The organism is Zoogloea sp. GW822-FHT05C07 (assembly GCF_058800215.1).
The window spans coordinates 5,055,141-5,081,303 of sequence record NZ_CM179510.1; the positions used below are offsets into that span (position 1 = coordinate 5,055,141).

At 64.6% G+C, this 26,163-nt stretch carries 26 protein-coding genes; 11 read left to right on the forward strand and 15 right to left on the reverse strand.

Annotation, left to right across the window (positions count from 1 at the left end; all coding sequences use genetic code 11):
• Window positions 1–72: 72 nt before the first annotated feature.
• The 8 genes from AC3QL2_RS23250 to AC3QL2_RS23285 all read left to right on the forward strand — a co-directional run bounded on the left by AC3QL2_RS23250 (window position 73) and on the right by AC3QL2_RS23285 (window position 6,306).
• Entirely contained in the window at window positions 73–255 is a 183-nt protein-coding gene (locus AC3QL2_RS23250) for a 4Fe-4S dicluster domain-containing protein (RefSeq protein ID WP_481122667.1), read from the forward strand.
• A gap of 10 nt (window positions 256–265) precedes the next feature.
• The gene (locus tag AC3QL2_RS23255; protein WP_493232700.1) at window positions 266–976 is read left to right on the forward strand and encodes a dinitrogenase iron-molybdenum cofactor N-terminal domain-containing protein; all 711 of its coding nucleotides are present in this window, start codon (window positions 266–268) and stop codon (window positions 974–976) included.
• A gap of 330 nt (window positions 977–1,306) precedes the next feature.
• Window positions 1,307–2,731, forward strand: coding sequence for a nitrogenase vanadium-iron protein, alpha chain (gene vnfD, locus AC3QL2_RS23260; protein WP_493232701.1), 1,425 nt, complete (start codon window positions 1,307–1,309; stop codon window positions 2,729–2,731).
• Complete coding sequence (vnfG, locus tag AC3QL2_RS23265) at window positions 2,731–3,072, forward strand: V-containing nitrogenase subunit delta (protein WP_481122670.1); 342 nt, start codon at window positions 2,731–2,733, stop codon at window positions 3,070–3,072. The genes vnfD and vnfG overlap by 1 nt, the downstream gene beginning before the upstream one ends.
• Window positions 3,073–3,122: 50 nt before the next feature.
• Window positions 3,123–4,547, forward strand: a complete 1,425-nt coding sequence (vnfK, locus tag AC3QL2_RS23270; protein WP_493232704.1) for a V-containing nitrogenase subunit beta — start codon at window positions 3,123–3,125, stop codon at window positions 4,545–4,547.
• Window positions 4,548–4,653: 106 nt separating this feature from the next.
• Window positions 4,654–5,547: a hypothetical protein gene (locus AC3QL2_RS23275; protein WP_493232706.1), complete on the forward strand. Its 894-nt coding sequence runs from the start codon at window positions 4,654–4,656 to the stop codon at window positions 5,545–5,547.
• Window positions 5,548–5,585: 38 nt separating this feature from the next.
• Window positions 5,586–6,059, forward strand: a complete 474-nt coding sequence (locus tag AC3QL2_RS23280; protein WP_493232708.1) for a NifB/NifX family molybdenum-iron cluster-binding protein — start codon at window positions 5,586–5,588, stop codon at window positions 6,057–6,059.
• Between the two features lie 10 nt (window positions 6,060–6,069).
• A complete protein-coding gene (locus AC3QL2_RS23285) occupies window positions 6,070–6,306 on the forward strand; it encodes a hypothetical protein (protein ID WP_493232709.1) in 237 nt (78 codons plus the stop codon).
• Between the two features lie 102 nt (window positions 6,307–6,408).
• Here the strand turns inward: AC3QL2_RS23285 and AC3QL2_RS23290 are convergent, their stop codons facing one another.
• The 5 genes from AC3QL2_RS23290 to AC3QL2_RS23310 are packed head-to-tail and all read right to left on the reverse strand — an operon-like array spanning window position 6,409 to window position 10,099.
• Window positions 6,409–6,606 (reverse strand): Nif11-like leader peptide family natural product precursor, encoded by a 198-nt coding sequence (locus tag AC3QL2_RS23290; RefSeq protein WP_493232710.1) that lies wholly within the window; start codon window positions 6,604–6,606, stop codon window positions 6,409–6,411.
• The gene (gene phnD, locus AC3QL2_RS23295; RefSeq protein WP_493232711.1) at window positions 6,597–7,493 is read right to left on the reverse strand and encodes a phosphate/phosphite/phosphonate ABC transporter substrate-binding protein; all 897 of its coding nucleotides are present in this window, start codon (window positions 7,491–7,493) and stop codon (window positions 6,597–6,599) included. Before phnD (AC3QL2_RS23295) ends, AC3QL2_RS23290 begins: the two co-directional genes overlap by 10 nt.
• Entirely contained in the window at window positions 7,490–8,335 is an 846-nt protein-coding gene (gene phnE, locus AC3QL2_RS23300; protein WP_493232712.1) for a phosphonate ABC transporter, permease protein PhnE, read from the reverse strand. Before phnE ends, phnD (AC3QL2_RS23295) begins: the two co-directional genes overlap by 4 nt.
• Window positions 8,336–8,339: 4 nt before the next feature.
• Entirely contained in the window at window positions 8,340–9,230 is an 891-nt protein-coding gene (phnD, locus tag AC3QL2_RS23305; protein ID WP_493232713.1) for a phosphate/phosphite/phosphonate ABC transporter substrate-binding protein, read from the reverse strand.
• Complete coding sequence (locus AC3QL2_RS23310; protein WP_493232714.1) at window positions 9,227–10,099, reverse strand: phosphonate ABC transporter ATP-binding protein; 873 nt, start codon at window positions 10,097–10,099, stop codon at window positions 9,227–9,229. Before AC3QL2_RS23310 ends, phnD (AC3QL2_RS23305) begins: the two co-directional genes overlap by 4 nt.
• Window positions 10,100–10,584: 485 nt before the next feature.
• Here AC3QL2_RS23310 and AC3QL2_RS23315 point away from each other — a divergent pair, with 485 nt between their 5' ends.
• Both AC3QL2_RS23315 and AC3QL2_RS23320 read left to right on the forward strand, forming a co-directional pair.
• Complete coding sequence (locus AC3QL2_RS23315; protein WP_493232715.1) at window positions 10,585–10,863, forward strand: NifU family protein; 279 nt, start codon at window positions 10,585–10,587, stop codon at window positions 10,861–10,863.
• A gap of 159 nt (window positions 10,864–11,022) precedes the next feature.
• Window positions 11,023–12,687: a sigma 54-interacting transcriptional regulator gene (locus tag AC3QL2_RS23320; protein ID WP_493232716.1), complete on the forward strand. Its 1,665-nt coding sequence runs from the start codon at window positions 11,023–11,025 to the stop codon at window positions 12,685–12,687.
• Between the two features lie 85 nt (window positions 12,688–12,772).
• On the opposite strand, the gene AC3QL2_RS23325 is transcribed toward AC3QL2_RS23320, so the two are convergent.
• Window positions 12,773–13,366, reverse strand: coding sequence for a hypothetical protein (locus tag AC3QL2_RS23325; RefSeq protein ID WP_493232717.1), 594 nt, complete (start codon window positions 13,364–13,366; stop codon window positions 12,773–12,775).
• Window positions 13,367–13,647: 281 nt separating this feature from the next.
• Here AC3QL2_RS23325 and AC3QL2_RS23330 point away from each other — a divergent pair, with 281 nt between their 5' ends.
• The gene (locus tag AC3QL2_RS23330) at window positions 13,648–14,706 is read left to right on the forward strand and encodes a DNA-binding protein (protein WP_493232718.1); all 1,059 of its coding nucleotides are present in this window, start codon (window positions 13,648–13,650) and stop codon (window positions 14,704–14,706) included.
• Between the two features lie 137 nt (window positions 14,707–14,843).
• On the opposite strand, the gene AC3QL2_RS23335 is transcribed toward AC3QL2_RS23330, so the two are convergent.
• From AC3QL2_RS23335 to AC3QL2_RS23375, 9 genes are all read right to left on the reverse strand, one after another.
• Window positions 14,844–15,353, reverse strand: a complete 510-nt coding sequence (locus AC3QL2_RS23335) for a hypothetical protein (RefSeq protein ID WP_493232719.1) — start codon at window positions 15,351–15,353, stop codon at window positions 14,844–14,846.
• Window positions 15,354–15,469: 116 nt separating this feature from the next.
• Complete coding sequence (locus tag AC3QL2_RS23340; RefSeq protein ID WP_493232720.1) at window positions 15,470–15,667, reverse strand: hypothetical protein; 198 nt, start codon at window positions 15,665–15,667, stop codon at window positions 15,470–15,472.
• On the reverse strand, window positions 15,668–16,876 hold the full coding sequence (locus AC3QL2_RS23345) for an RtcB family protein (RefSeq protein ID WP_493232721.1): 1,209 nt from the start codon (window positions 16,874–16,876) through the stop codon (window positions 15,668–15,670).
• Window positions 16,877–17,506: 630 nt separating this feature from the next.
• Window positions 17,507–19,135 (reverse strand): electron transfer flavoprotein-ubiquinone oxidoreductase, encoded by a 1,629-nt coding sequence (locus tag AC3QL2_RS23350; RefSeq protein ID WP_493240311.1) that lies wholly within the window; start codon window positions 19,133–19,135, stop codon window positions 17,507–17,509.
• Between the two features lie 234 nt (window positions 19,136–19,369).
• Window positions 19,370–20,137 (reverse strand): SDR family oxidoreductase, encoded by a 768-nt coding sequence (locus AC3QL2_RS23355; protein ID WP_493236273.1) that lies wholly within the window; start codon window positions 20,135–20,137, stop codon window positions 19,370–19,372.
• Window positions 20,138–20,163: 26 nt separating this feature from the next.
• Window positions 20,164–21,768, reverse strand: coding sequence for an AMP-binding protein (locus AC3QL2_RS23360; RefSeq protein ID WP_493236274.1), 1,605 nt, complete (start codon window positions 21,766–21,768; stop codon window positions 20,164–20,166).
• Between the two features lie 30 nt (window positions 21,769–21,798).
• Window positions 21,799–22,950, reverse strand: a complete 1,152-nt coding sequence (locus tag AC3QL2_RS23365; protein ID WP_493236276.1) for a CaiB/BaiF CoA transferase family protein — start codon at window positions 22,948–22,950, stop codon at window positions 21,799–21,801.
• 48 nt (window positions 22,951–22,998) lie between these two features.
• Complete coding sequence (locus tag AC3QL2_RS23370) at window positions 22,999–23,970, reverse strand: NAD(P)H-dependent flavin oxidoreductase (protein WP_493236278.1); 972 nt, start codon at window positions 23,968–23,970, stop codon at window positions 22,999–23,001.
• A 1-nt stretch (window position 23,971) separates the two neighbouring features.
• Entirely contained in the window at window positions 23,972–26,155 is a 2,184-nt protein-coding gene (locus tag AC3QL2_RS23375; protein ID WP_493236280.1) for a 3-hydroxyacyl-CoA dehydrogenase NAD-binding domain-containing protein, read from the reverse strand.
• Between the last annotated feature and the right edge of the window lie 8 nt (window positions 26,156–26,163).

Below are 26,163 nucleotides of genomic sequence, written 5' to 3' on the forward strand. Positions count from 1 at the left end.
TCATTCACCGGGTCCGGCGGGTGCGCGGCCTTTCGGCCCCGACACCTGCCGGACCTCCGCCTGGAGTTCGCCATGGCCATGATGATCGATCCGGATGCGTGCAGCCTGTGCGGCGACTGCAAGCCGGTCTGTCCAACCCGCTCGGTACTGAAGAAGAGCGGCATCTATTCCATCAACCCCGAAACCTGCACCGAATGCGATGGCGATCCAGCCTGTCTTGCCGAATGCGCGTCCGGCGCCATCACTCCGGTGTAGGGACCGCAGCATGACGTCCAGACTTTCGGCGGACCTCGCGCTGCGTATCGGCCTGGCTGCAAGGGTGCTATCCGGCGTGGCGGTGGCCGACGTGGTCCAGGCCCTGATCGCGCTGCTGGGGCTTCCGCTGACAGACCGCAAGCTCCGCTCACTGACGGTGGCGCAATTGAGGGCCGCGCCCGGTGGCGTGCTGCTGCAGGTGCCGCGCCCGCAGTTGCGGGAAGCCCTCGCGTTCCTGACAGACCGGGCGACCGTGAACATCATCGACACCACGATCCCGCCGATCCAGCGTTATGAGGACGGCGACATGCCGGGCTCCGTCCGCATCGCCATTGCGTCCGATTCGGGGCTGCAACTGGACGGCTTCTTCAATACCTGTCTGCGCTTCCTTGTCTTCCAGCTGAGCGCGATGGAAATCCGGCTGATCGACGTGCGCGGCACAGCGGCGGCCAAGGCGGCCGACGATGGGAATCGATGGCGGGCGGAGTGCATTGCCGATTGCCACTTGCTGCTGACCGTCGGCGTGGGCACATCCAATGTGGCGCGCCTCATGCGCCTCGGCGTTCATCCGCTGGGTTACGGCAGCCCGATGGCTGCGCCCTGGGCCATGGATCGGATCCAGGAAGTTCTGCAGGGCACGCCGCCACCCTGGCTCGTGAAGGCCGGACGACTCGAGAGGCCGCGACCATTTCCCGTCCATCGTGGATCAAGCCTGCAATAGCATTTATCCGATAGCCCATATCGACCCGTCCCGCCGGAATTGGCGCGACGGGTCTTTTCTATTCTTGGTCTGAGCCTCCTGCGCACAATCGCGAACACCGAATTGTGCTTGGTACGCAGGCGAACGAGAAACATACCCTGGAGATCGACGAGCGGAATTTAATTCTGAAAATTGAAAGGCCAATACTCTGATTTAAATGAAAATTTAATTAAAATCAATTTATTTCAATGGCGTGGCACGCTCAATGCTAATTAAAACTGCCTTCCCGATCGAAAAGCTCTTTTCGTTTCCACTCCGGTCAATCCGGAATCAATTGCAAGGAGAAATGCCATGCCCATGGTCCTGCTCGAATGCGACAAGGACATTCCCGAGCGCCAGAAACACATCTACCTCAAGGCGCCCGACGAGGACACCCGTGAATACCTGCCGATTGCCAACGCGGCGACGATTCCCGGCACCCTGTCCGAGCGCGGTTGCGCCTTCTGCGGCGCCAAGCTGGTGATCGGCGGTGTGCTGAAGGACACCATCCAGATGATCCACGGCCCGCTCGGCTGCGCCTACGACACCTGGCACACCAAGCGCTACCCGACGGACAACGGCCACTTCAACATGAAGTACGTGTGGTCCACCGACATGAAGGAAAGCCACATCGTGTTCGGCGGCGAAAAGCGCCTCGAACAGAGCATGAACGAGGCCTTCGACGAGATGCCGGACATCAAGCGGATGATCGTCTACACCACCTGCCCAACGGCGCTGATCGGCGACGACATCAAGGCGGTGGCCAAGAAAGTCATGAAGGAACGGCCGGACGTGGACATCTTCACCGTCGAATGTCCGGGTTTCTCGGGCGTGTCCCAGTCCAAGGGCCACCATGTGCTCAACATCGGCTGGATCAACGAGAAGGTCGAGACGCTGGAGAAGGAGATCACCAGCGAGTACACGATGAACTTCATCGGCGACTTCAACATCCAGGGCGACACCCAGCTGCTGCAGACCTACTGGGACAAGCTCGGCATCCAGGTGGTTGCCCACTTCACCGGCAACGGCACCTACGACGACCTGCGCTGCATGCACCAGGCCAAGCTCAACGTTGTGAACTGCGCCCGCTCGTCCGGCTACATCGCCAACGAGCTGAAGAAGCGCTACGGCATTCCGCGCCTCGACATAGACTCCTGGGGCTTCAGCTACATGGCCGAGGGCATCCGCAAGATCTGCGCCTTCTTCGGCATCGAGGAGCGCGGTGAGGCGCTGATCGCCGAGGAGGAGGCCAAGTGGAAGCCCAAGCTCGACTGGTACAAAGAGCGCCTGCAGGGCAAGAAGATGGCGATCTGGACCGGCGGCCCGCGCCTGTGGCACTGGACCAAATCGGTGGAGGACGACCTGGGCATCCAGGTGGTGGCCATGTCGTCCAAGTTCGGCCATGAGGAGGATTTCGAGAAGGTCATCGCCCGCGGCCGCGAAGGCACCTATTACATCGACGATGGCAACGAGCTGGAATTCTTCGAGATCATCGACCTGGTCAAGCCGGACGTGATCTTCACGGGTCCGCGGGTTGGCGAGCTGGTCAAGAAGCTGCACATCCCGTACGTGAATGGCCACGGCTACCACAACGGGCCCTACATGGGCTTCGAAGGCTTCGTAAATCTGGCCCGCGACACCTACAACGCGGTCTACAACCCCCTGCGCCACCTGGCCGCCGTCGATATCCGCGACAAGGCCCAGAGCACGCCGGTCATCCTGCGGGAGGCTGCGTGATGCTGGACGACAAGCTCGAGGACGTCTTCAGCTACACGGAGGAACGCTGCCTGTGGCAGTTCTTCTCCCGTACCTGGGACCGCACCGAAAACATCCACGGCGTCGTCGATCAGGCCACGGCCCTGCTCACCGGCAAACCGCCCAAGCGCGATACGCCGATGGAGCGCCTGCACTACGCCGACGGCCGGATCATGGCCGACGACCTGCGGGAGCGCTATCCGTGGGTGCGCGAAGCCGGCGAGGCCGAGATCACCCAGGTGATGGAGAGCCTCAAGGCCCGCCTGCTCGACACCACGATCGCCCGCTCCACCAACCGCGAACTCAATCACCACCTTTATTGAGCACCACCGGGCGGGGCCTCGGCACCTGCCCGCAGCCAAGGGGAATTCTCATGAGTGCATGTGATACGGCCGCCGTGAAGCCGGCCGAAGTGAAACTCGTCCCGAAGGACCGGGGCGGCATCATCAACCCGATGTACGACTGCCAGCCGGCCGGCGCCCAGTTCGCCGGGATCGGCGTCAAGGACTGCATCCCGCTGGTCCATGGCGGCCAGGGCTGCACGATGTTCGTGCGCCTGCTGTTCGCCCAGCATTTCAAGGAAAACTTCGACATCGCCTCCACCTCCCTGCACGAGGAGTCGGCGGTGTTCGGCGGCACCAAGCGGGTGGAGGAGGGCGTGATGGTGCTGGCCAAGCGCTACCCGAACCTGCGCGTCATCCCGATCATCACCACCTGCTCGACGGAAGTGATCGGCGACGACATCGAAGGCACCATCAACAACTGCAACCGGGCCCTCAAGGCCGAGTTCCCGGATCGCCAGATCTACCTGGCGCCAGTGCATACGCCCAGCTTCAAGGGCAGCCACGTGAGCGGTTACGCGGAGTGCCTGAAGTCTATGGTGAAGACCATCGCCAAGACCAAGGGCACGCCGAACGGCAAGCTCAACCTGATCCCCGGCTGGGTCAATCCGGGCGACATCACGCTCCTCAAGTACTACATGAAGGAGATGGGCGTCGACGCCAACATGCTGGTGGATACCGAAGACTTCGATTCGCCGATGATGCCGAACAAGGTCATCGACACCCACGGCCGCACCACCGTCGAGGACATCCAGGAAAGCGCCAATGCCGTTGCGACGGTGTCCCTGGCCCGTTACGAAGGCGCGACCACCGGCGAATACCTGAAGGATGCCTTCGAGGTCCCGCACAACCTGGTGAACACGCCCTACGGCATCAAGAACACCGATGACATGCTGCGCAAGATCAGCGAGATCACCGGCAAGGATATCCCGGAGTCGTTGGTGCGGGAGCGTGGCATCGCCCTCGATGCGCTGGCCGACCTGGCCCACATGTTCTTCGCCAACAAGAAGGTAGCCATCTTTGGCCACCCCGACCTGGTGCTGGGCCTCGCCCAGTTCTGCATGGAAGTGGAGCTGGAGCCGGTGCTGCTGCTGATCGGCGACGACCAGGGCAGCAAGTACAAGAAGGACCCGCGCATCGCCGAGCTCAAGGCCTCCGCCCACTTCGACATGGAGATCATCCATAACGCCGACCTGTGGGACCTGGAGAAGAAGATCGCCAAGGACGAGGTGAAGCTCGACCTGATCATGGGGCACTCGAAGGGCCGCTACATCGCCATCGACGCCAACATTCCGATGGTCCGGGTCGGCTTCCCGACCTTCGACCGGGCGGGCCTCTACCGCAAGCCCACGGTGGGCTACAAGGGCGCGATGGAGCTGGCGGAGTCCATCGCCAACGCGATGTTCGCGCACATGGAGTACACCAGGGATCGCGAGTGGATCCTGAACACCTGGTAATCCGGCCACGACCATGCCAGATGCCGGTTCCGCGCAGGCGGAATCGGCTTGAACGGAACGGGGCCCGGCCCCGTTTTCGCCCTCAACCCACCGCGGAGAAGCCCCGATGCTCTCGCACGACGATCTGGCGAAGGACTTCGCCGCCTGTTTCGGCCGCCGCCACCACCTGCCCGAGTATCGCCAGGTGGAGTTCTGCAGCAAGAAGAAGAAACTGTCCTTCGGTACGACGGAGGCCGACATCCACCCGCAGCTGCCAGGGCTGCTGGCCACGGAAATGGCCTTTTCCCTGCTCGAAGGGCTGCTGACCTCGGCCCATCCGCACATCGAGGACCTGCCCAGCTGGAAGAAATACCAGGCCTTGCCCAGGCACAGCGCGCTGGAGAAGGTCGTGGCGGAGGTCTATCGCATCCTGCGTATCTGCCACCTGGCCTGGGCCTTGCCGGACGGCCATATCGAACTGGACGACGGCTTGGTGCGCATCCGCTGCGTGCACGGACGCTGCGCCCAGTTCATCACCCTGTCCACGATGGGGCTGGAGCTGCTCGAATCCTTCGTGCTGTTCTACCTCGACTCCTTCAACCAGCCCCATGGGCAGGCCTACGTCGAGGCCATGCTGGTCCAGTACTTCACCGACATCGTCGAGGAGATCAAGGGTTTCAACGACGAGGACCGCATCCTCTACCAGTTCAACCAGACGCTGCCGATGAACCGGCATTTCCGCTTCGACAACGACAACCCGGCCGTCCGCATCGACGGGGAGCTGCTGTGCATCGAGTTCGGCAAGCGCTTTGCCGACCCGGCGCGCTACCCGGTGGATTTTTACCTCGTCTTCGACAACGTGCTGCACATCATCCCCGTCGAGGCGCTCAAGGAAGGTCGGCTGGCGCTGAACCGGCTACCCCTGTGGCGCACCCGCACGGTGGGCGGCGTGCATCTGCCGGAACGCTTCCGGGCCCGCTTCGGACGCGAAGTAAACGTCGTCGGCCTGCCGATGACCTGACCCAACCCCACATCCTCCCCAACTTCTAGGAGCTCATCATGGAAAAGAACGGTTTGCTCAGGATCGCCATCGCCACCAACGACCTGCTGCAGGTCAACGCCAACTTCGCCGCCGCACGCCAGCTCGTCATCTACGAAGTCGGCCTGCAGCGCAGCGAATTCGTAGACAGCATTCAGTTCCGCGGCGCGGCTGCCGGCAAGGGCAATGGCAGCAAGGGGCCCGGTGGCGGCATGGGCTGTTCGATGGGTGACCCGAGCGGCGGCGCCAGCACGGAGCACATGACGGCTCGCATCGAGGCGGTGCGCGGCTGCGCGATCCTGTTCAGCAAGGGCTTGTCCGATCTGCACGCGGTGACGGTCAAGAACATGGGCGTCTATCCGGTGAAGATGGAGAACAGCCGGGACATCACCGAGGTCGTCGAATACGTGCAGCGCATGCTGGAGCGTCCGCCCTTGTGGATGCGTCGCGCTCTGGGCGTGGAGGCTCCGGCCGAATACGCCGAAACCTGCTGAGGAGACGACGATGAAGACCCGTGGTCTGCAGAATGCGATCAATCGGCTGAAGGGTGCCCGCAAGTTCGGCAGCATGACGCTGCTGGCCCAGGCGGAAAGGGAGGCGCGGCAAACCCTGGAGCAGGCGCGCGTATGGATGGAGCGTGCCGGCCTGGGCGATGCCTCGACCTCGGACGAACGCCATGGCGAAGTAGTGAAGGCGGTGCTGGAACTGGAAGTGACCCTGTTCGGCACGCCTCCACGCTGACATCCGCTGGCTCTTCCGGCGAAGTCCAGTAAGAGAAGGGCCCGTTCCTCTCGGGGCGGGCCCTTCTCTTTGCTGCGCCCGGCGTGGGCGCAGGGACGGTGGCTACATCGGCGTGATGCCGTACTCCTTGTAGATCTCGTCCTGGGCGAGGCGGAACTCGTCCATCGAGAAGGTGTAGCCGCTTTCCTTGAGGAAAGCCCAGGAGGCCGGCTCGTCCTCGGACAGGGCTTGCACTGCCTCGCGGAAGTCGGCGTCGGAACGCATGCGGCGGATATAGGACAGGGCGGAATCTACGGACATGGATGGATCTCCGGTTGTGAAACGATGCTGAAGGGACGGACAAAAGGGGAGGAGGCCCGCACGTCGAGAGCGGGCTCGCCGATGGCCAGCGGCACGCCGCCGGGGATCAGGCGCGCCTGGAGGATGTCCTCCATCCACTGGCGAACCCGGTCCACGTCCGCATCTACGGCCGGGATGAAGGCGTCGGCACGATAGGCGCGTAAAGGTGCGGGCAGGCGCAGACGGACGAAGGCCTGGCGCAGGTCTTCCTTCAGATAAGGGTCGAGCCCGGCGCGGAAGGTCCACATGTATTCGGGGATCGGCCGGGATGTGGCCAGCACCCGCAAGCTGTCCGGCGCAATGCCCCCCTCGCCGAGCAGTCGCTTATAAACCTCCTTGCTCATGCCACCGGCCGGAACACGCATTTCCGCCACGGCACTGGCCACCTGATCGTGGCTGCCGAGGTGCCGCCGGCGGTAGTCCCGCTCCGCGACCAGCCCAGCTTCCAGCATCAGATGGCGGGGCACCCAGCTACCCGACGTGGACGCCAGGTCGCCCAGCGCGATCTCCTTGCCCCGCAGGTCGTGGAGGCTGGTGGCGGGGCTGGCATGGGGGACGACGATGACGGCCTGGAAGGTGGGGCCGCTACTGCCGGCGTGCGTCGGCCGCGCAAACGGCTCCAGCTCGGCCTTGCGGCTCTGCAGGATGTAAGTGACGGGCCCCAGGTAGGCGATGTCGAGCCGGCCGGCGCGTAGTGCCTCACCGGTGGCGGCATAGGTTTCGCCGACGATCAGCTCGACCGGCATCGCCAGCTGTTCCTCGAGATAGGCTTGCAATGGCGCATTGCGCGCCAGTACGACGGGGGGCGACTCGCCCGGCAGCAGGCCGCAGCGCAAGGGCGTGCTCATGGCTGTTCGAGCCCGTCGACGAAATGGCGGCGCAGGCGGCCACCGAGCACGTTGATCACCGAAACCAGGCCGAGCAACAGCAGGATCAGCGCGCTGGCCTCCCGGTATTCGAAGAGATGGAAGGCGGTGACGATCTCCAGCCCGATCCCGCCGGCGCCGACGACACCCAGGGTCGTGGCGGCGCGAAGGTTGTGCTCCCAGCGGTACAGGGTGACGTCCACCAGGCGTGGCAGGATCTGCGGCAGCACCGAAAAACGCAGCACGCCCAGCGGCGAGACGCCCTGGGCGCGCAGTGCATTGCCCGGTGCGGCATCCACGTGTTCGAGGATCTCTGCGCAGAACTTGCCGAGCATGCCCGTGGAGTGGCTGGCGAGGGCCAGGATGCCGGGCAGCGGGCCGAAGCCCACCGCGGCGACGAACATGATTCCCCACACCAACCCGGGGATGGAGCGAATGGCGTTGAGTGCGATGCGTACGGGGCCGCCAAGCCAGCCCGGCGCGATGTTGCGGGCGGCCAGCGCGCCTAGCGGGATGGCCGCAATCAGCCCGAAGCAGGTGCCGGCGACACTCATGCTCAGGGTGTCCAGCAGCGGTCGTCCCCAGTGGGGCCAGCGGCTGAAATCCGGCGGGCAGGCATCCCCCAGCAGCTGAACGATGGTGGGCAGCGTGTGACGGTAACGGGGTAGGTCGAAGGCGCCTCCGAACGCCGTGAGTGCCACGACAACGCAACCCAGCAGGCTGGCAAGGGCCAGCCTGTGCCGGCGTTGCTGACAGCCGCAGTTCAGCACCGCGTCGATAACCGGGTCGACATCCCGGAGCGGGATTGGGCGATGGGCTTGCATGATGTCAGCGGGCGGACGGAACGGCGTCGGGGGAGCTTTTCCGGATCGCCTCAATCCAGCCACGGACCTTGTCCACATCTCCGTCGACGGCCGGTACGAAAGCCTCGGCGCGGAACACCGCCAGGGCCGCGCCATCCCGCATGTCGAGGAAGGCCTGGCGGATCTCGTCCTTCAGCGCCGGGGAGAGGCCTTCGCGGAAGGTCCACATGTATTCGGGGATCGCAGGTGACTCCGCCAGAATGCGCACGCGTCCGGCGTCGATACGCCCTTCCTTCAGCAAGCGCTGATAGATCGGCAGGGACAGGCCGCCGGCGGCAAGCTGCTTGTTGGCCACCGCCAGCGCGACCGCATCGTGGGCGCCAAGGACGCGCAGCGTGTAATCGCGGCCGGCCACCAGGCCGGCGTCAAGCAGCTGGTAGCGGGGTACCCAGGTTCCCGAGGTCGAGGCCGGGTCGCCGAAGGCGACGTCCTTGCCCTTGAGGTCGGCGAGCGTGTGCGCGGGGCTGTCCTGCGGGACGATGATCACGGCCTGGAAGGACGGGCCCACCTGTGGATGGGAGGGCCGGGCAAAGGGCTCCAGCTTGGCCCGCCGGCTTTGCAGGATGTAGGTGACGGGCCCGAGATAGGCGATGTCGATGCGCCCGAAACGCAGGGCTTCGCCGGTGGCGGCGTAGCTCGCACCGACCATCAGCTCCACGGGCAGGCCCAGGCGCTTTTCAAGATGGGCCCGCAGGGCTTCGTTCAGGCGCATCACCGTGGGCGCGGACTCCCCCGGCAGCAGGCCGAGCACCAGCTTGTCGGGGCGCGCGGCGTTATCGGCAGCACCGGCGGAAATGCCGATGCACAGGAGGATGAAGGTGCACAGAAGGCGTGCCCCTTGAATGAGCTTGATCATGTCGGTTCTCCGGAAAGAGATGGCGTGGTTGCAAAGAGGCGTTGTTGCTCTGCAAGGTCGAAGTCCGTCACCGGGCCGTCGAAGCAGATCCGGCCGTCCTTCAGCCCAACGATGCGATCAGCCAGGCGGCGGACCATGTCCAGATGGTGCAGGACGAGCACGACGGTGACGCCCGATGCCTGCGCATAGCCCTTGAGCAGGCTGCCGAGCGATGCTGCAAGCCCGGGATCCAGTGCCGAAAAGGGTTCGTCGCCGAGCAGCAGGCACGGCTGCCGCACCATTGCACGGGCGATGCCGACTCGCTGGCGCTCGCCGCCGCTGAGATTCGCCACACGGGCATGGGCGTGGCGCAGCAAGCCGACTTCCCTTAGTGCGGCGGCGGCCTGTTCCTGAAGCTCGGCATGCCAGGGCAGGGGGCTGAGGGGATGACGGCGATCGGCCAGGCCGAGCAATACGTTGTCCAGCGCGCTGAGGCGATCGATCAGGGCGTGTTCCTGGAACACCGTGGCAGTCCGCCGCCTATGGATCTGCAGTGTTTCCGGCGACGACAGGCAGCCCACGCCGTTCAGCATGACCTGCCCGGAAGCCGGCCGAATGAGGCCGTTGAGCACACCGAGCAGGGTCGTCTTGCCGGCGCCGGAGGGGCCAACGATGGCGGTCACGCCGCCTTCCCGGATCGGCATGGAAACGTCGGTGAGGATTTGCCGCTGCCCACGCTGGACGGTGACGCGCTCCAGGCACAGTCCCCCCACAATGGCCCCGTCGGCAACCGCGGCGCGGGAGGGGGAGGGAAAGAGGCGCTCGCGCCGTGGGGACAGCGCCGAACACAGGCGCGAGACGAAGGCGGATCCGAGAACAAGACTGGTCATGGGTAGCTCCCGCTGGGCTCGACAGCCAGCACAGTGCTGCTGCCGTACGGGGAGGAAATGGCAAGCGCTATGCCAAGGAAGCGGCCGACCAGGCGCCACGTTGCGGTGGCCTACCCGGAATCGCGGTTGCCGCAGGCCCGCAGGCCTTGCAGCACGCCGGATGAGGCGGGAAAACGGACTGTGGCCGGGGGGCGTGCCGGTGCGGTTCCAGAAAGTACGTTCCGGGCTGGATGAACGGAAAGGGACGTTTCGACGCCATCCGGCAAGCCATTCGCGAAGGGGACGACCGTTCCTTCCCGTGCAATGCAAGATCAGTCGCGTACGTCACGGTACGCATTCCTGCCCCTTGTCCTGATCGGATACAGCCGGCAGCAGGGAAAACGACGTGCGTTCAGGCCGTAGCGCAGCGGTCCGAGGGCGCCAGGATCAGCTTCCGGCACGCGGCTTGCTGCCACGGAAGGCACCACATTCCAGACACCGCCGCCATGAATACTGAATTTTCCACGGATGAGCCTTCTGCTGTTGCCAGCGACGAAGCGCGCCTGAAACTGATTGCCGAGACCATCCAGAGCGTTCGCCCTCGCCTGCAGAAGGACGGCGGCGACATCGAACTGATTGCGGTGGACGGCCTGTTCGTCCGCGTCCGCCTGTCCGGCGCCTGTGTTAGTTGCACACTGGCCGGCCAGACCCTGGGTGGGGTTCGGCGTGAACTGATGGCGGCCCTGAACGAACCGGTCCGTATCGTGCCTGTCCCCATCGACTGAAAGCCATACCGTGATAATGGTTATCTATGAATGATGAACGGCCACCGCTATATACTTGTATATATTTTGATTCCACCCGGTGGCCCGTAATGCCCAAGCACCCAATGTTGCGATGGCATTTTCGTCCTGTTCACGAGCGGATAGTGAAGGAGCATGGAAATGAGTGATCGTGTGGTCGACAAAGAATTCGGCCGCGGGGCCGAAGTGAAGCCGGCCGGCAGCACGGCAAAGCAGTCGCCCGGCATGCCGGATTTTGCGGAACGGGACGTGCTGCCCCATCTGTGTGAATGCAACCTCGGGGAATGCCGTACCGACCTGTTGCCGCTGTTGTACGAGATCAGCCGGATCGTCACCGAAACGGGCAATCTCTCGCAGATCCTCAACATCCTGCTGCAGTTGATGAAGCGCCACATGAAGGTGATCCGCGGCATGGTGAGCCTCTACGACACGGACTCCGGCAAGATCTTCATCCACGAGAGCTTCGGCTTGACGGAGGAAGAGGAGGCGAGGGGGATCTATCGCCTCGGGGAAGGGATCACCGGACGGGTGGTGGAGACCGGCCAGCCCATCGTGGTCCCGAAGATCAGCGACGAACCGAATTTCCTGAACCGTACTGGCAGCCGCAGCAACATTGGTGACACCCGCCTGTCTTTCCTGTGCGTGCCGATCCTGCGCGGCAGGAAGGTCATGGGCACGATCAGCGCGGAGCGGATCTACGACAACCGCCGGCTGTTGAAACTGGATGTGGAAGTCCTGTCCATCCTGGCCGCCACCACGGCCCAGGCTGTAGAACTGTACCTGCTCGAGAACGTCAAGAAAGTGGCGCTCGAGGATGAGAACCAGCGGCTCCGCACTGCCCTCAAGGAGAAATTCAAGCCGGCCAACATCATTGGCAATTCCAAGCCGATGGAAGAGGTCTACCGGATGATCGAGCGCATCACGCGCTCCAAGACCACTGTCCTGATTCTCGGGGAAAGCGGAGTCGGCAAGGAGTTGGTGGCCAGCGCGATCCATTACAACAGCCCGAACTCATCCGGCCCCTTCATCAAGTTCAATTGCGCGGCGCTGCCCGAAAGCGTCATCGAGAGCGAACTGTTCGGCCACGAGAAAGGCTCGTTCACCGGCGCGGCGAACCAGCGCAAAGGGCGCTTCGAGGAGGCCGACGGCGGCACGATCTTCCTGGACGAAGTCGGCGAACTCTCCTTGCCGATGCAGGCCAAGCTGCTGCGGGTCCTGCAGGAAAAGACCTTCGAGCGGGTCGGCGGCAACGTGCCGATCAGCGTGGACATCCGGATTCTGGCAGCCACCAACCGGGATCTCGTCGAGATGGTCACGAAGGGCACATTTCGCGAGGACCTGTATTACCGGCTCAACGTTTTCCCGATCACCATTCCGCCACTGCGCGAACGGGGCAACGACGTGGTCGCCCTGGCCGACTATTTCGTATCCAAGTTCTCCCGCGAAATGGGAGTCGACATCCAGCGCATTTCGACTCCGGCGATCAACATGTTGCTGAGCTACCACTGGCCAGGCAACGTACGTGAACTGGAAAACGTCGTCGAGCGGGCGATCATCCTCGCCGAGGATGGCGTGATCCATGGCTACAACCTGCCGCCGTCGCTGCAGACGCCGGTGGTTTCCGAATCCTCGGAGCTCGGCTCCCTGGACGCCAAGCTCAATGCGATCGAGTACGAGATGATCGTGGACGCACTGAAAGCCAGTCACGGCAACACGACGGAAGCTGCCATCCAGCTGGGTTTGACCCGTCGGATACTCGGATTGCGCCTGAGCAAGTACAAGCTGAACCACAAGGATTTCCGCTAAGCCTCGGCGGTCCGCTCCGTACCCGCCTCAGCCCGGAGCCCGGTTCAGCGTTGTGGCGCTGCCGGGCCCCGGGCCTTGCGGACGATCACGCCTCGAAGGGCTTCGGAAATACCATGCCTGCGCTTGAATCGGGGGCGATGAAGACTTCGCGCAGACTGGCGGCGCCGAGGCGGCCGCTAGGATCCAGTTCCTCGACCTTGGCCAAGGCAATCAGGGATTCATCCATACGCTGCAGGCGCGCAAGGTTGTAGGCGTAGGCAGTCAGAGACTGCAACCACAGGCGCGGAAACGCATGCCATTCGTTGAAATCGGCCATGTCCGGCGTGACATGGCGCCAGTCCACGGGCAATTCCAGGCGCGTCGACAACCAGCCGAGACAGGCCAGCGCCCATCGCGCTGCATCGCCAGAACGACGGCGATAGAAATAGAAGCGATAGGCCACGATCCGGATGCCGAGGGAGTCCGGCGCCTGCTCGATGATTTCCTTAACGCGCGCTTCCGTATAAGCGTCGTCGGACCAGTTGGCAAAGATATCCTTCAGTTTGTCGCGAACCTCCGGAGGGAGATTTCGCGTGAAGTGATAAGGCTCCAGTCGAAAGATATGGGGCGAAGCTCCGTCGGCACCATCGGGGACGGGGTGCCGGGAGTGGGAGGAGGGCGCGGGCGTGGTCTGATTCATGGCATGCCTGGATGAGGATTTACCCCACAAGCAGGCAAGAGACGGGCCAAGCGCTCTATGACTTGGTAATATAGGCGCCAACCACATCCTGCTCCGCAGCGAGGCATTAGCAAAGACACGACAGCGTACGGCGGCGAACACTCGCAGTGGATTGCATACCAGCTGGAACATTAATTCTGCACAGTCATACCGTTATAAATATAACGGTAACCGGATTTAAACGTATGTTATCTTTCAGACTGTTCAATATTTAGTCGTATTTGTGCGGAGGGGAACAGTCCATGGCACGCAGCAGCAGCGTCAATTTCGAAGCCGTCGAGCAAATCTGCTTTCAATTGCTCGCCCAAGGCGAAAACCCGTCATTCAACCTGGTCTATGCGGAGCTCGGCAACAAGGGGTCCAGCGAGGTTGTTCAGCGCTATATCGACCAGTGGCGTCGTGAGACCGGCGCGACTTTTTTCCGGAAGCGCAGCGTCCCAGGCATGCCGGATGAACTGGTTTCGTCCGCGGACGGCTTCATGTCCCGCATCTGGTCCCTGGCGCTCAATCATGCGGAACAACTCTTTGCCGACCAGCGCCAGGCGCTGGAGCAGGAGCAGGACGCGTACCGTGTACGCCTGCAGGCCGCAGAGCAACGGATCGAGCAACAGGATGCCGCCGCGGTGCAGGCCGCCGCACAACTCGAAGCCCTGAACGACGCGCAGCGCGTCCGCGATGCCACGATTGCGGAACTGCGGCAGCAGGCGCAGGAATTCCAGCGCCAGAAGGACGTGCAGGATGGCCGGATCAAGCAGCTCGAGGATGCAGCCGAAGTCCGCGAGCAGAAGTTCGCTGCGGAATCCGAGCGGCTGACCAAGATGCTGCAGACCGATCGTGATCGCTACACCGCATCCTTGAAAGATGAGCAGGATCGCAGCGCCCTCGAGCGCGAACTGCTGGTCAAACAGATCGATCAGGTCCGTCAGGAGAAGCTCGGCGACATTATGGCTATGCGTCAGCAACTTGCCAACCGGGAAGAGCGCGAAAGCAAACTGCGGGAACAGACCGAAGAGGCCAAGGCAGCGCTTCGCGAAGCCTTGTCCAAGACGCGCCAGATCGAGACTTCCCTGGCCGCGGCAGAGGGCCGGATTGACCGTCTGCAGGCCCAGCTCAAGGTGGCGACCGAAGCTGCGCATGGCAAGGAGTCGGCGGTAGCTGCCGCCGAAACCCGGGCGCGTGTCGTCGAGGAAGTACGCCTTGCTGAAACCGCACGCGCCCAGCGTGCCGAAACCCTGCTGGCCGAAGCGCTGGCCGAAATCGGCCAGCTCAAGAAGCAAAACGCGTATCCGTCAGGACACTAAGTCAATCGCGGGCGGCTGACCGGCTCGGAGTTGATAGAGGATGGTCCCAGTTGCGGGACAGCTGGACAGGCGTTTTCTTTCCACCCGCCCCGCCAGCCAGGCAACACTGCGTATCCAGTCGGACTGGATTTCTTCGATCAGGGCGCAATTGCTACCCTAATCAAGGTCGATGCGTGCCCACACGCCAAAGTATTACGGCTGCTCGAAACAGAATGGCCGTTGTAGTTGAACAGTGAATGCCGGCCGCCCAGTCGCTGGTAGCGGCGATCGTGGTCGTTGCTGAAATTGAGTTGCAGGACGAGATTCAGACCAGGCCGTGAGGTCTGTCGGCGCTGCCACCCGGCGCGTCGTTCACTTCCCCAGGTGTCGAAATACTCCTGGCCCGGGTCGTGGTCGTGTGCAGCGAGGAACAGATCGTCGATCCGGTCGTGACCGAGCTTGGCCAGGGCGGATTTGATCCGCGGCTTCTGCAGGAGCGGCGCGTACGGGGACTTCTTGAGGGATGCGACGCTGAGCGGCTCGCTTCGCCGGCCGTGACGGCTCAACTGGTGCAGCAGCCCGATGCTGTGGCGCTCCCGGTAGTAAGGATAGACGGTGCGCTCACCTCGAAGGCAAGCGAGGATTTCGTCGATAGTGTGGTGATCCAAGTCGGGTTTCCATTAATTGGTAAGCGTTCGTGCTTGCATGCGCAAAAGTTCGGGCAATCGGTGGTTTCATGGTTTTCTCCTTGAAAAAGGGCCGCTCCGCGGCGGAGCGGGCGGGGTCAGTCGATTTCGAATTCCGTTTTGTCACCGTTCAACAGGGCCGTGATGGCCTGCTGGGTACGTTGCCGCATCTGTTGGCGAACGGCTTTGCGTGTCTTGCCGTGCGGGCCAGCGCGGCGCGTCAGGCCCGGTACCAGCAAGGGATTGCGCGGCTTGGTCTGGGGCAGGACGAGGAGAGTCTTCTTGGCCGCCATCATTTACCCCTTCACGCAAAGGATCTGTTTCAGGCTATGGACGACTTCCACCAGATCACGCTGGTTGTCCATCACCTGATCGATATCCTTGTACGCGGCCGGAATCTCATCGACCACGCCGCCATCCTTGCGGCACTCGATACCGGCGGTCTGCGCCTCGAGGTCGAAGCGGCTGAACCGGCGCTTGGCTGCGCTGCGACTCATCCGTCGTCCCGCCCCATGGGAGCAGGAGCAGAATGACTCGGCATTGCCCAGCCCACGGACGATGTAGGACCTCGTGCCCATGCTGCCGGGGATGATTCCCAATTCTCCCGCCTGAGCCGAGATGGCGCCCTTGCGGGTGATGAAAAGGCGCTCCCCGAGGTGTTCCTCCCGCGCCACGTAGTTGTGGTGGCAGTTGATCGCTTCGTCTTCAAGCCTGAAAGGTGGCAAAAGCGGCTTCAGGGCCTCGGTGACCGCCGCCATCATCCGGCTGCGGTTCAGGAACGCATAGTCCTGTGCCCATTCAACCGCCTCGACGTAGTCGTCGAACAGGTCCGAGCCTTCGGAAAAATAGGCGAGGTCCTGGTCGGGCAGGTGAATCTGATGCCGCCGCATGTCCTTCTGTGCCGCGGCGATGAAATAGCGCCCCAGCACGTTGCCGATGCCGCGCGAGCCCGAGTGCAGCATGATCCACACCCGGTCCGCCTCGTCGAGGCACAACTCGATGAAGTGATTGCCGCCACCCAGCGTGCCGATCTGGCGGAGCCAGGTCTCGTTGAAGCGGCGCTGCATCTTCATCAGTCCCGGATGCTTGCCGACGACCACGTCCAGCCGGTCGTTCAGCGTCCGCCCGACACGCTGCAGGGCGCTGCCTCGCATGCGGCTGGCCGCGTGCTGGTTGAAACCGACCGGCACAGCGCTTTCGATGCCCAGCCGCAGACCGCGCAGGTTGTCCGGGAGTGCATTGGCGGTAAGCGACGTACGCACGGCGTTCATGCCGCAGCCGATGTCGACGCCGACTGCGGCGGGGATGATGGCGCGCAGTGTCGGAATAACGCTACCGACGGTGGCGCCGATGCCTGCATGTACGTCCGGCATGGCAGCCACATGGCCATGCACGATCGGCAATGACGCGACGTTCAGCAGTTGCCGGATTGCTTCCGGCTCGATGTCGCGCGTCCAGACCTTGACCGGCACGCGACCTTTGTTCAACTCAATTTGTATGCCCATGGTGATTCCTGAATTTCTTGCAGCGGCTTTGCTTTGCCGCTCTTCATGGAATCCGGGACGGAAAGGGAAGCCCAAAACAAAAACCCCGGCAACGGCCAGGGGTTTCGTTTTCTCCCAGCCCGGATTCGCCTTGCGCGAGTTCCGGGCAGCACAATGCCTACGGTCTCAGCGCGTTGTTTCCTTCAAGTTGGCTGCAGCAGGCATTGATGTCTCCTTTGAAAAGAGGTGGCAGGAAAGTGGAGAAATATTTTCAGCAAAGGCCATGCAGATGTCAACAGGGCATGCACAGAGGCGCGCAGACACCGTTTTCTGAACTAGGCCACACCTCATACTTCTGAAAACAGTAATTTTCAGAAGTATTTATTGCGGGCTAATTTTCTCATTGATCGGCTGCACAAGCATATACATGTGGCCTGCATCCATACGGTTTCGCGTAACCGGCACCGCTCTACTTGTTACCGCCGTCCACATCGCAGCACTGGACCAAGCAACCTTCTGCTCCGCGACTCTTGCCCATTCTCGGCACGTAAAAATGGGGAATGCCACAGAGACGGGAAGTCTTTTGAGGAGAGGGAGGCAATTTCCCCCGTCCCTGCTTGACCGGCATTCCCCGAAAAATGGTTCGTGCTGCTACATCCCTTGGTAGATCGGCCCCTCGCCGCCTTGAGGAACGACCCAGTTGATGTTCTGGGTGGGGTCCTTGATATCGCAGGTCTTGCAGTGGACGCAGTTCTGGGCGTTGATCTGCAGGCGTGGGTTGTCGCCTTCTTCGCTGCGCACGATCTCATACACGCCGGCCGGACAGTAACGCTGCTCGGGAGCGTCGTACTTGGCCAGGTTGATGGCGATCGGCACCGAGGCGTCCTTCAGCTGCAGGTGGCAGGGCTCGTCTTCCTCGTGGTTGGTGTTGGACAGGAACACCGACGAGAGGCGGTCGAAAGTCAGTTTGCCATCCGGCTTCGGGTAGGCGATCGGCTGGCACTCGGCGGCCGGACGCAGCGTCGTGTGGTCGGCGTGGTTGTGCAGCGTCCACGGCACGTTGCCGCCAAAGAGCTTCTGCTCGGCGCCGAACAGGAAGGAGCCGAGCCACAGGCCCTTCTTCATGTAGGGCTTGAAGTTGCGGGTCTTGTGCAGCTCCGCGTGCAGCCAGCTGGCCTTGAAGCGCTCCGGGAAGGCGCTCAGTTCGTCCTGGGTGCGGCCGGCGGCAAGGGCCTCGAAGGCAGCCTCGGCGGCCAGCATGCCGGACTTCATGGCCGCATGGCTGCCCTTGATGCGCGCCGCGTTGAGGAAGCCCGCGTCGTCGCCGATCAGCGCGCCGCCGGGGAAGACCAGCTTGGGTTGGCTCTGCAGGCCGCCGGCAGCAATCGCGCGCGCGCCGTAAGCCAGGCGCTTGCCGCCTTCGAGGAACTGGCGGATCTCCGGGTGCGTCTTGTAGCGCTGGAACTCCTCGAAAGGCGACAGATAGGGGTTGGTGTAGTTGAGGCCGACCACGTAGCCGACCGACACCAGGTTGCCTTCCAGGTGGTAGCAGAAGCCGCCGCCGTAGGTGGCCGTATCCATCGGCCAGCCGGCCGTATGCACGACGAGGCCCGGCACGTGCTGGCCGGCGGGGATCTCCCACAGCTCCTTGAGGCCGATGCCGTAAGTCTGCGGGTCGACGCCGTCGCGCAGCGAGAACTTCGCTTCGAGCTGCTTGCCCAGGTGGCCGCGGCAGCCTTCGGCGAAGAGGGTGTACTTGGCGCGCAGCTCCATGCCGGGCTGGAAGTTCGGGCCCTGGCTACCGTCCTTGAGCACGCCCATGTCGCCGGTGATCACGCCAGCGACGGCACCGTTGTCGTCGAGCAGCAACTCGGCGCCGGCAAAGCCCGGATAGACCTCGACGCCCAGCGCCTCGGCCTGCTCACCGAGCCACTTGGCCAGATTGCCCAGACGCACGATGTAGTTGCCTTCGTTGTGGAAGGCCTCCGGCAGCAGGCCGTTGGGGATCTGGCGTCCGCCGTTTTCCGACAGGAAGATCACCCGGTCTTCCGAGACCGGCGTGTTGAGCGGCGCGCCCATCGCCTTCCAGTCGGGGAAGAGTTCGTTGAGCGCGCGCGGATCGATGACCGCGCCGGACAGGATGTGGGCGCCGATCTCGGCGGCCTTCTCGATCAGGCACACCGAAAAATCCTGGCCTTTTTCAGCGGCCAGTTGCTTGAGCCTGATCGCCGCCGACAAGCCTGCCGGGCCGCCGCCTACGATCAGGACGTCGAATTCCATGGAATCGCGTTCGCCAGTCATCTCCGTCCACCTGCTTCAGTACACAGCGCGTATGCGCTCTTCCGTTTCGGCCCCTGCGGCTTCAAGTTGTCTCGCCTTGGGTTATCTGCGTGCATTGTCGGCGTCGCAGCAGCCCCTGCCATCCCTTGCTTGAACTAGTCCGCCCTCCTCCCGGCCCCGAATGAAAAATGGCCGACCTCATCGGCCGGCCATCGACACTGCAGGATCAGGCGCTCAGAAACGCGCGGAGCGCACCATCGCGTCCATGCCGCCGTCGGCGAAGATCACCGCGCCATGGACAAAGCTGGCCTGTGGCGACTGCAGGAAAGCCACCACGTGGGCGATCTCGTCGGGCGTGCCGGCGCGGCCGATGGGCGCGACGAAGTTCTTCACCGCCTGGCCGAAGCGCGGGTCGTCCAGCGACGCCTTGTGCAGCGGCGTCTCGACGGCGCCCGGTGCGACCACATTGAGGCGAATGCCGCGCTTGCCCCACTCCACCGCCTTGCGGCGGGCGAAGACGCTCACCGCATACTTCGAAGACGCGTAGGCCACCTCCGGCCGGCCGAGGGCATCGGCGGCGGCCAGTGCCTCCGCCTCGTTGCCGCCGAGCATGGCTTCCACCATCGGGGCCTTGTCGGCGCCCGGCTGCACGGAGGCCACGGAGCCGATCAACAGCGCCACGGGTTGCGCGCCCTTGGCCAGCGCGTCGGCAAAGCCATCCACCAGCTCGCTCATGCCGAAATAATTGACGGCAACGATGAGGCTGCTCGACGGCGCGGTGACGCCAAGGCCGGCACAACAGACCAGTCCGTCGAGGACGCCATCACAGGCGGCCAGCGCGGCGTCGATGGCAGCACGACGGCCCGCGGGCGTGGACAAGTCGGCGATGATCTCGGCGTTCTGGCGGTCGATCCCGATCACCCGCTGGCCTGCCGCTTGCAGCGCACGGCAGACGGCAGCTCCGATGCCTGACGCAGAGCCGGTAACGATGGTTGTTGGCATGCTTGTTTCCTCTTTCTGGTTGATCATCAATTTTCCTGAACGGCGCGTGAAATGGCTTCGAGCCCGGCCTCCAGCTGCTGGCGCGCCCAACGGTAATCGGCCTTGCCGGCCGGCGAGCGGACGATGCGGTCCACGAACATCAGCGACTTGGGCACCTTGTAGCCCGCCAGATGCTGGTGGCAGAACGCACGTACCGCTTCTGCGTCCGGTGCGACCCCGTCCCGCAGGCTGATGGCCGCCGACACGCGCTGCCCCCAGACCGGGTCGGGAATGCCCACGACCAGCGCATCCTCGACGCCAGGATAGCGATGCAGCACCTCCTCCACCTCCTCCGGATGGACCTTTTCACCGCCGGTATTTATGCATTGGGAGCCGCGCCCGAGCACGACGATGGAGCCGTCCGCATCGACGCGGGCCATGTCGCCCGTGTTCACATAGCGCCGACCCTCGAAGGCGAAGAAGGTCTGCGCCGACTTCTCCGGATCGCCGAAATAGCCCACCGGTACGTGGCCGACGCGCACCAGCAGGCCGTGCTCGCCGGGGCCGACGAGGCGGCTACGGTCCTCGGCGATCACCGCGATGTCACGGCGCGGCGCCAAGCGGATGAAGCCTTCCCCTTCCGTCGGCCGGCTTCCGCCACCCAGCACGCCGCCTTCCGATGAACCCATGCTGTCGTTCACCGCCGCGCCGCCCAGCCGCTCGCGCAGTTCGGCCTGCACGTGGGCCGAGAACAGCCCGCCGCCGGAGCCGAAGTTCATCAGCTTGGACAGATCCCAGCGGCCTGGATGGGCCTTCAGCGCGTTGAGCAGTGGCATCGCCATCGCGTCGCCGACGATGGACATGATGTTGGCCTGCTCGCGGGCGGCCAGGTCCCACACCTTGTCGGCGCTGAACTCGACCTCGTCGCGGATCAGCACGGTGTGTCCGGCGAACAGCGAAGCCAGCGTGGCCCACTGGGCGGCGCCGTGGATCAGCGGGGCAACCGGGAAGAAGCGCAACGGGAAGCTGTCGCGGGCTACGTCACCCAGCTCCTCCGGCCGGCTGACCGGCCCTTCCCGGCGGTAGAAGCCACCACCACCTAGGGCACCGAAGAACAGCGCCCGGTGCGGCCACATGACGCCCTTCGGCATGCCGGTGGTGCCACCGGTGTACAGCAGCATGATGTCCTCGTCGCTGCGCTGGGGAAGCGCGTAGCTAGTGGGCGACGCGGCCAGCGCGGCCTCGTAGTCGGCGCCGCTGCGCAGCGCCAGTGCGATGCCGGGGAAATCCGGCAGCACCGGTTCGACTACCGCAGCCAGCGGTGCCGAATAGATCAGCGCCTTGAGTTGTGCGTCGGCGTACAGGTAATGCAGCTCGTCCGCCACGTAGCGGTAGTTGATGTTCACCGCCAGCGCCCGCAGCTTGCAGGCGGCCAGAAAGCCTTCGAGATATTCAGGGCCGTTGTAGAGCTGCAGGCCGACCGTATCGCCGGGGCCAACGCCACGCTGTTGCAGCAGCGCCGCCAGGCGGTTGGCCCGCGCGTCGAGTTCCGCGTAGCTGAGGCGCTGGGCGCCGCAGACGACGGCGGTGCGTTCGGGCACCTGTGCGGCGACGATCTCGAACAGGTCGGCCAGGTTGAAAGTACGTTGCATCAATCGTGTCTCCTTTGCCGGGGCCGGCGTTCAGGCAGCCTGGGGGGCGAGGCCGAGTTCCGCGTAGATCGCGGCGTTGTCGGCCCCGAGGGCCGGTGCGGGGTGCGCCTCGTCGAGGCGGTAGCCGCTCATGCGGATCGGAAAGGCGTAGCTCGAATGACTACCGGCCAGCGGATGGACGTCCTCGCGCAGCAGCCCGCGGGCCTGCGCGTGAGGATGAGAAACCGCCTCATCCACCCGCAGCACCGGCGTTACACAGGCATCCACATCGGCGAACACGGCCTGCCAGTGGGCGAGCGTCTGCGAGCGGATGACGGCAGCGACCTCCTCCCGCGCCTCGGCGCCCTTGGAACCGCCCACATGCCCACGGGCGTACAGCTCGGGCCGTTCGATGGCGTCGCAGAAGACAGTCCAGAACTTCGGCTCGATGGCGCCAACGGCCAGGTGGCGGCCGTCCGCGGTCTCGTACACGCCGTAGCAGGCGATGCCGCCGGACAGGTAATCGGCGCCGCGCGGCACCGCCTGGCCGGCACGCTGCCAGGACACCGTGCTCATGATGTTGTGCACCATCAGGCAGTCGGTCATCGCCACATCGACGTGGCTGCCACGCCCTGTGCTGCGGGCCCCCAGCAGCGCGGCGAGGATGCCCATTGCCGCAGACAGCGCGCCGCCGGCCAGGTCGGCCACCGGGAAATTGCCTTGAGCCGGAGGGCCACCGGCCACGCCAGTCTGCTCCAGCACGCCGGCAAGGGACTCGTAGTTGATGTCATGTCCGGCGGCCTGAGCCAGCGGGCCGTCCTGCCCGTAACCGGTGATCGAGCAATACACCAGGCGCGGGTTGATCTCCGCGAGCCGGGCGTAGCCGATGCCCAGGCGCGCAGCGACGCCGGGGCGGAAGCCCTCCACCAGCACGTCGGCCCGCTCGGCCAGCCGATGCAGCACGGCAACGCCCTCCTCCGAGCGCAGGTCGAGGGCCAGTGAACGCTTGTTGCGGTTGAGCATCAGGAACATCCCGTTGAACTGCTCGCCGTCGAGTCCGCGGGTCGGGTCGCCGCCGCGGGGCGGCTCGATCTTGATGACCTCGGCGCCCATATCGGCCAGGTGCAGCGTGCACATGGGGCCGGGAAGCAACTGGGTCAGGTCGAGCACGCGCACCCCGGCGAGGGGTTTGGCTTGAGTCATGTCTCCTCCTTGTTCGTTATGTCTGTTATTGCCCTGGGCCATAAGACTTCAGGCAAAGCGGGCCGGCGTGGCGGCAGCGTCCGCGTACTCCCGGCGCATCCGCGCCACCAGCTCGGCGACGCTCGGGATGTCGTGGATGGTCCCTATCCCCTGCCCCGCCGACCACACGTCCTTCCACGCTTTGGGCTGGCTGCCGATAGCGGCGAAGAGGTCGTCCTTGCCGCCGGTCTGTACGCCCTCCAGCTGGTCAGGGTCGATGCCGGCTCCGCGGACGCTGGCCTTCAAGTAGTTGGCGCGGATGCCGCTGAAGACCGGCGTGTAGACGATGTCGTCGCCCGAATCCCGCACCACCAGGGCCTTGTGGCCGGCCTCGGCGGCGCATTCGCGGGTGGCGATGAAGCGGGTGCCCATGTAGCCCAGGTCGGCCCCCATCACCTCCGCCGCGCGCAGCGCGCGGCCGTCCGACAGCGCACCGGCCAGCGCGATGGGCCCATCCCAGAACTCGCGCACCTCGGCCAGCAGCGCAAAGGGCGACCTGTCGCCCGCGTGCCCGCCGGCGCCGGCACAGACCAGGATCAGCCCATCCACGCCGCAAACGACGGCCTTCCTGGCGTGGGCCACGCTGATCACGTCGTGGAAGACCAGCCCGCCGTAGCGGTGGACCGCCTGCACCACCGCGTCCGGACGCCCCACCGAGGTGATCACCAGCGGCACCCGGTGCGCCACCACACGGGCCAGGTCTTCCTGCTGGCGCGGGTTGGAGCGGTGCAGGATCAGGTTGACGCCGAAGGGCGCCGACGGTCGTTCGGGGTGCGTGGCGTCCCAGTCCTCCAGATCCTGGCGGATACGCGTCAGCCATTCGTCGAGGGCCTCGGCGGGCCGTGCATTGAGCGTCGGAAAAGTGCCGATCACGCCGGCCTTGCACTGGGCCAGCACCAGCTGGGGGCCGCTGGCGAGGAACATCGGCGAGCCGATCAGCGGTAGCGTCAGCCGGCCGGCGAAGGCTTCTGGGATCGCCATCTCAGCGGGCCGCCGGCGGCACGATGCGGTTCGGCCCGTAGAAGGTCCGCCCTTCTGCCGCCATGTCCCGCAACAGCTGTGGAATCGCGTAGCGGTCGGCGGCATAGGTGGCCGCCAGGCGGTCGCATTCCGCCACCACGTGGGCGATACCGAGGGTGTCCATCGCCGCAAAGGGCCCACCCAGGTAGATCGGGAAACCCACGCCGAAACAGGCGCCGATATCCCCGTCGGCCGGATCGACGAGCACGCCATCGGCCATGCAGCGGGCCGCGTCGGCAAACTGGGCGAACAGCATTCGCGTCCGGACCTCGTCCACCGTCGGCTGCTCGGCCTCCGGCATCCTCGGCCAGATGTCGGCGAGGCCCGGCCACAGGCGCTTGCTGCCGTCGGCGGCGTAGTCGTAGAAGCCCTTGCCGTTCTTGCGACCGTGGCGCTCATGGCCGGCCACCAGCGTCGTGATGATGTCCACCGACGAGCCCGGCACGTAGTCCGGCCCGAGGTCATTGGCCTGCTGCTGGGCGCCCTTGTACGCGAGGTCGAGCCCGATCTCGTCGGAGATGCTGAGCGCGCCTACCGGGTAGCCGGCCATGCGCGCGGCGTTCTCGATCAGCGCCGGGTTGATGCCTTCGGCGACCATCGTCACACCCTCGTTGATGAAGGCGCCGATGAAGCGGCTGGTGAAGAAGCCGCGGCTGTCGTTTACCAGGATCGGCGTCTTGCGCAGCTGGGCGACGAAGTCCAGCGCTTCGGCGAGGGCCGCGTCGTCGGTCTGGCGGCCGCGGATCACCTCCACCAGCGGCATGCGCTCCACCGGCGAGAAGAAATGCAGGCCCACCATCTTGTTGGACCGCCGTGTGGTTTCCGCGAGGCCGGTGATCGGCAGTGCAGACGTGTTGCTGGCCAGCACGGCATCAGCCGGCATCGCCGCCTCCGCGCGGGCGAACACCTCGGCCTTCACGGCGCGATCCTCGAACACGGCCTCGACGACGAGGCTGACGTCCCGCAAGGCCGCATAGTCCGTGGTCGGGTGGATGCGTGCGAGGATGGCCTCAAGCTTGTCGGCGCTCACACGGCCCTTTTCCAGGTCCTTCCGCAGGCGCGTCTCGCTGTAAGCCTTGCCTTTGTCGGCGCTGGCCTGATCCCGGTCGATCAGCACCACGTCGATGCCCGCCTGGGCGGCGACGTAGGCCACCCCGGCGCCCATGAGGCCAGCGCCGAGTACGCCAATCCGCTCATGGCGGCGGGTCGGCACGCCGGCCGGGCGACGCACCAGCTTGTCCGCCTCGCCCTTGTTGATGAACACCGTGCGCACCATGTTGCCGGCCACGGGATCCAGGTTGAGCTTGACGAAGTACTTGCACTCGACCCGCAGCGCCTTGTCCATCGGCAGCTGCATGCCTTCATACAGGCAGGACGTGATTGCCAGCGGCGCCGGCAGGTTGTGGAAGGTACCGGCCTGCAGGTTGGCCGCGGTGCCCATGAAGAGCTGGGCCAGTTCGGGCTGCAGCGGGCTGTTGCCGCCGGGGATGCGAAAGCCTTTCTTGTCCCAGGGCTGGACGGGGTCGGCAGCCTCACGCAGCCAGCGCTTCGCTTCCGCCAGCAGCTCGGCAGCCGGCACCACGGCGTGGATCAGCCCGGCCTCGCGGGCCTTTTCGGCCTTCAGCTGGCTGCCCTGCAGCAGCAAAGGCAAGGCCTTGGCCACGCCGATCAGACGCAGGTAGCGCTGGGTGCCGCCGGCGCCCGGCAAAAGACCCACGCCGACTTCCGGCAGGCCGACGACGATACCGCGCGCGTCGGATGCCACCCGGTAATGGCAGGCCAGGCAGATCTCGAAGCCGCCGCCGAGGGCCGCGCCGTTGATGGCTGCCGCCACCGGCTTGCCGCAGGTCTCCATGCGGCGCAGCAGACTGGAGAAGTCCCAGCACTGCTCGAACAGGGTCGCCGCGTCCTGCTTGGTCGTCAGCGCGGCTTCCATGGACTTTAGGTCGGCGCCGGCCACGAAGGAGCTCTTGCCGGAGGTCAGGACGATGCCCTTCACCGCGTCGTCGGCCACGGCCTTTTCCAGATTGGCGCGGAAGCTGGCGATGAAGTTGCGGTCCATCACGTTGGCGGCGGAGCCGGGCTGGTCGATGGTCAGCGTGCAGATGCCGTCCGCGTCGACGGTGTACTTGAAGTAGTCGATCATGATTTCCG